This is a genomic window from Streptomyces sp. NPDC001219 (assembly GCF_053597915.1).
In genome coordinates this window covers 1-4,633 of the sequence record NZ_JBSFJF010000148.1, presented here as the reverse complement: position 1 = coordinate 4,633, position 4,633 = coordinate 1, and the positions used below count along the sequence as shown (strand labels likewise).

The 4,633-nt window shown below is 72.8% G+C and carries 2 protein-coding genes; both read right to left on the bottom strand.

Features of this window, described 5'->3' with window-relative positions; all coding sequences use genetic code 11:
• Nucleotides 1-1,661, bottom strand: a 1,661-nt coding sequence (locus ACWC9R_RS36905; RefSeq protein WP_450738243.1) for a type I polyketide synthase, incomplete at its 3' end; no start/stop codon positions are given.
• A gap of 58 nt (nt 1,662-1,719) precedes the next feature.
• Nucleotides 1,720-4,633: type I polyketide synthase (locus ACWC9R_RS36900; protein ID WP_450738241.1), on the bottom strand; the 2,914-nt coding region annotated here is incomplete at its 5' end.

The window sequence follows — 4,633 nt, the reverse complement described above, 5'->3', positions numbered from 1 at the left end:
AGGAGTTCTTCGCGATTGGTGCCGGTCAGTACGGCGCGGTGTTCGAAGGTTGCTCGTTCTGTTGCCAGTGACAGGGCGACGTCCTGTGCGGTCAGTGCCGGGCGGGCTTCCAGGTGTGTCGCCAGTCGGGTGGCCTGATCGCGGAGGGCCCGCGCGCTCTTACCCGACAACACCCAGGGGACGACGGGGAGGGCGACCTCGGCCGGGTCTGCTTCCGGGGCATCCTCGACGGGAGCCTGCTCGACTATGAGGTGGGCGTTGGTGCCGCTCACGCCGAAGGCGGAGACGCCCGCGCGGCGCGGCCGGCCGTCGGTCTCCGGCCACTCCCGTGCCTCGGTCAGCAGCTCGACCGTGCCGGTGTCCCAGTCCACGTGGCTGGACGGTTCGCCCACGTGCAGCGTTCGCGGCAGCACCCCGTGCCGCATCGCCTCGATCATCTTGATCACACCGCCCACTCCGGCCGCGGCGACCGAGTGGCCGATGTTCGACTTCAGTGAGCCGAGGTAGAGGGGATGCCCGGCGGGCCGTCCCTGTCCGTAGGTGGCGAGGAGTGCTTGTGCCTCGATGGGGTCGCCGAGGCGGGTTCCGGTGCCGTGGGCTTCCACGGCGTCGATGTCGTTGGTGTTCAGTCCGGCGTTTGCGAGTGCTTGGCGGATTACGCGTTCCTGGGAGGGGCCGTTGGGTGCGGTGAGTCCGTTGCTGGCTCCGTCCTGGTTGACGGCGGTGCCGCGGATTACCGCCAGTACTCGGTGGCCGTTTTTGCGGGCGTCGGAGAGTCGCTCGACCAGGAGCAGGCCGACTCCTTCGGACCAGCCGGTGCCGTCGGCGTCGTCGGAGAAGGACTTGCAGCGGCCGTCGGCCGACAGACCACGCTGGCGGGAGAAGTCCACGAAGCCGCTCGGGGAGCCGGAGACGGTGACACCTCCCGCGAGGGCGAGCGTGGACTCGCCCGAGCGCAGCGACTGCGCGGCCATGTGCAGGGCCACCAGCGACGAGGAGCAGGCCGTGTCCACGGAGACGGCCGGGCCCTCCAAGCCGAAGGTGTAGGCGATCCGGCCGGAGGCCACGCTGGAGAGCTTGCTCGTCATGAGGTAGCCCTCAAGCTCCTCGGGACCTTCGCGGTCGAGGTAGCTCTGCTCCACGAGGCCGGCGAACACACCGGTGCGGCTGCCTCTGAGGGCGGCGGGGTCGAGGCCGGCGCTCTCGAACGTCTCCCAGGCGGTCTCCAGCAGCAGGCGCTGCTGCGGGTCCATGCCCAGGGCCTCGCGCGGTGAGATGCCGAAGAAGGCCGCGTCGAACTCGGTGGCCCCGTCCAGGAATCCGCCCTCACGGGTGTAGGACTTGCCCGCCCTGCCGGGCTCCGGGTCGTACAGGCCCTCGGTGTCCCAGCCGCGGTCGGTGGGCCAGGGGGTGATGCCGTCCACCTCGTCGGCGACAAGTCTCCACAGTTCGTCGGGCGAGGTCACGCCGCCCGGATAGCGGCACGCCATGCCGATGACGGCGATGGGCTCCTCCTGACCGCTCTCCAGCTCGGCGATCCGCTGCTTGGCCTTGTGGAGGTCGGCGGTCACCCATTTCAGGTACTCGACCAGCTTCTCCTCGTTGATCTGTCCCTTGGCGGCGGGGGTTTGTCGGGCCCGGTCGTTGGACTCGGTAGCCATGCTGGTTCGTTTCTCCTCAATCCGGGCGGGGGCGTCGCCGGGACGCCCCCGCCGAGGTTCAGCTGGCAGAACGGCCGAGCTGGGTGTCGATGAAGGCCAAGAGGTCGTCTGTCGTGGCGGCTTCGATGGACTCGGCGACGTCCGCCGCGTCGGCCTCGGGCGCGTCCGTCGCCGCGATGCGCGCCAGCAGTGCCTTCAGCCGGGTGGCGACCGCGGAGCGGGTCTCCTCGTCGTCGGGGGCGTCCGCGCCGAGTAGCGTCGCCTCCAGGCGGTCGAGTTCCGCCAGCGCGGAGGTCCCGCCCGGTGCGTCGTCCAGGTGCAGCCGGCCCAGCAGGTGGGCGGCGAGCACCTCGGGGTTCGGGTGGTCGAAGACCAGCGTGGAAGGCAGCCGCAGCCCGGAGGCGGCCGTCAGCCGGTTGCGCAGGTCGACGGCGGTCAACGAGTCGAAGCCGAGGTCCCGGAAGGCCCGGTCGGCAGCGACTTGATGGGCTCCGGAGTGACCGAGAGCCGCCGCGATCTCGCCGCGCACCAGGTCGAGCACGACCTGCTCGCGCTCCTCGTCGGGCAGGGGCGCCAGCCGTTCCTCCAGCGAGACCCGGCCGGGAGCACCGGCCGTGGCGTCCGTACCGTGCGCGGCGCCCCGGCGCCCCGGCACCGGGACCAGGTCGCGCAGCGCGGCCGGCACCCGGCCGTGCGCCCGCAAGGCGGCGAGGTCCAGCGGCAGGGCCACCAACTGGGCCGCGCTCTCCATGAGCGCCGCGTCGAGCAGACGGAGTCCCTCTTGTACGGGGATGTGCCGGAAGCCTTCCCTGGCGTAGCGCTTGTGGCCCGATTCGCCGAGACCGGCGTTGATGCCGCCACCGATCTCGTCGGGGTCCCACAAGCCCCAGCCGATCGCGGTGGCCGCCAGGCCCTGAGCGGCGCGCAGGCCGGCCAGTGCGTCGACGAACGCGTTGGCGGCGGCGTAGTTGCCCTGGCCCGGCCCGCCGAGGACGCCCACGCTCGACGAGAACAGGACGAAGGCGGACAGGTCCCGGTCCCGCGTGAGTTCGTGCAGGTGCCAGGCCGCGGCGGCCTTGGCCGCAAGGACCCCGGTCAGGCTCGGCACGGTCAGTTCGGTGATCAGCGCGTTGTCGAGGACGCCCGCGGTGTGCACGACCGCGGTGAGGGGGTGCTCGGCGGGAATGCCGTCCAGGACGGTCGCGAGCGCGGCACGGTTCCCGACGTCACAGGCCGTGACGGTGACCGAGGCACCCGCTTCGGTCAGCTCCGCGACGAGGGCCTCGGCGCCCGGGGCGGCAGTGCCCTCCCGGCTGAGCAGCAGCAGGCGCCGTACCCCGTGCTCGGCCACCAGGTGGCGGGCCACCAGAGCGCCGAGCGCTCCGGTGCCGCCGGTGACCAGGACGGTCTCCTCGCCATCGGGGGACCGGGTGAAGCCGGGCCGGACCGGGTCGACAGCGGTGGCATCGCCGCGGCGCAGACGCGGCACGCGGATCTCGGCCTCGCGTACGGCGGCCTCCGGCTCGCCGGCGGCGACGATCGCCGACAGCAGGGCGTCGAGCTCAGGTGGCTCGCTCTCGTCGCCCGGCCGCTGTTCCAGGTCGAGGAGGAAGATCCGGCCCGGCGCCTCGGCCTGCGCGGAGCGCAGCAGGCCCCGGACTCCGGCACCGGCCGGATCGGCGACCTCCTCGGCACCGGTGGCGACGGCACCGCGGGTGACCACAGCCAGCGGGACGTCCCCGAGACGCTCGTCCGCCAGATACTCCCGGACCAGGAAGAGGGCGTCACGGGTGCGCCGGTGGAGGGCGTCGACCACGTCGGTGGCGGACTCGTCGTGAGCCCACACGCGCAAGGCGTCGACGGGAGCACCCGCCGCGATGGCCTCCGCCGCTTCGGAGAGGGTCGAGTAGGTGGTTCCAGCGCCCTCGACGTCGCCCGAGCCCAGGTCGGCCCAGCGCAGCGAGGCCTCGGCCGCCGGCAGCTCGGCGACACGCCACCTTGCGCGGTACAGCGGCAGGGCCGCCCGGCCTGCGGCGCTGAACCGGTCGTACGGCACGTCCCGGAAGACCAGCCGGCCGACCGTGAGGACCGGCTCGCCGGCAGCGTCGCTCAGCCGGACGGTCACGGTGCGCTCGTCGACGGCCTGCCACTGGACACGGACGACCGTGGCACCGCTCGCGTGCAGCCGCACGTCGTGCCATTCGGCGGGGACGAGAACGGTGCCCGGGTGGGCCGGGGCGACCGCGTCAGCCTCCTCCACCGCACGGAGGGACGCCTCCAGCAGCGCGGGGTGCAGTCCGTAGCGGACCGCGTCCGGCAGCAGCTCGTCAGCGAGCGTCACCTCCGTACCGCTGCCGTCGCCGGCGGGAAGCACCGGCTGGACGGCGGCAGCGGACAGGGTGCCGTCCGCGTACGTGCCCCAGCGAGCGCCCTCGTCCGCCGGCCGGGCGTACAGGGTGAAGGCACGCACGCCCGCGACGTCGGTGTCGGTGACGGCGAGCTGGATCTCCGTGGAAGCTGGCGCGGAGAGCACGAGCGGCGTGTGCACGGTGAGGGTGTCGAGCGTGCCGAGGCCCGACTCGTCACCGGCGCGCACGACCAGGTCCACGAGCGCGGCGGCGGGCAGAACGGGGGTGTCCAGGACGGCGTGCGCTTGCAGCCACGGATGCGTCCCGACCGAGACCCGGCCGCTGAACAACACCCCTTCGCTGCCTGCCGGTTCCACCTTCGCGGAAAGCAGTGGATGACCGAGCGAGCTCCATCCGCGCGCCTCGTCGCCCGGGGCGGTGTCCTTGCGCTCCAGCCAGTAGCGCTCGCGTTGGAAGGCGTAGGTGGGCAGGGGTGCCGGGGTGGTGGTTCGGCGGCCGAGGTAGGCGTGCCAGTCGACGGGCACGCCGGCGGTGAACGCCTGGGTCATGCCGGTGACCAGGGTCTTGGTTTCGTCGTGGTCGCGGCGGAGGAGGGGGATGGCG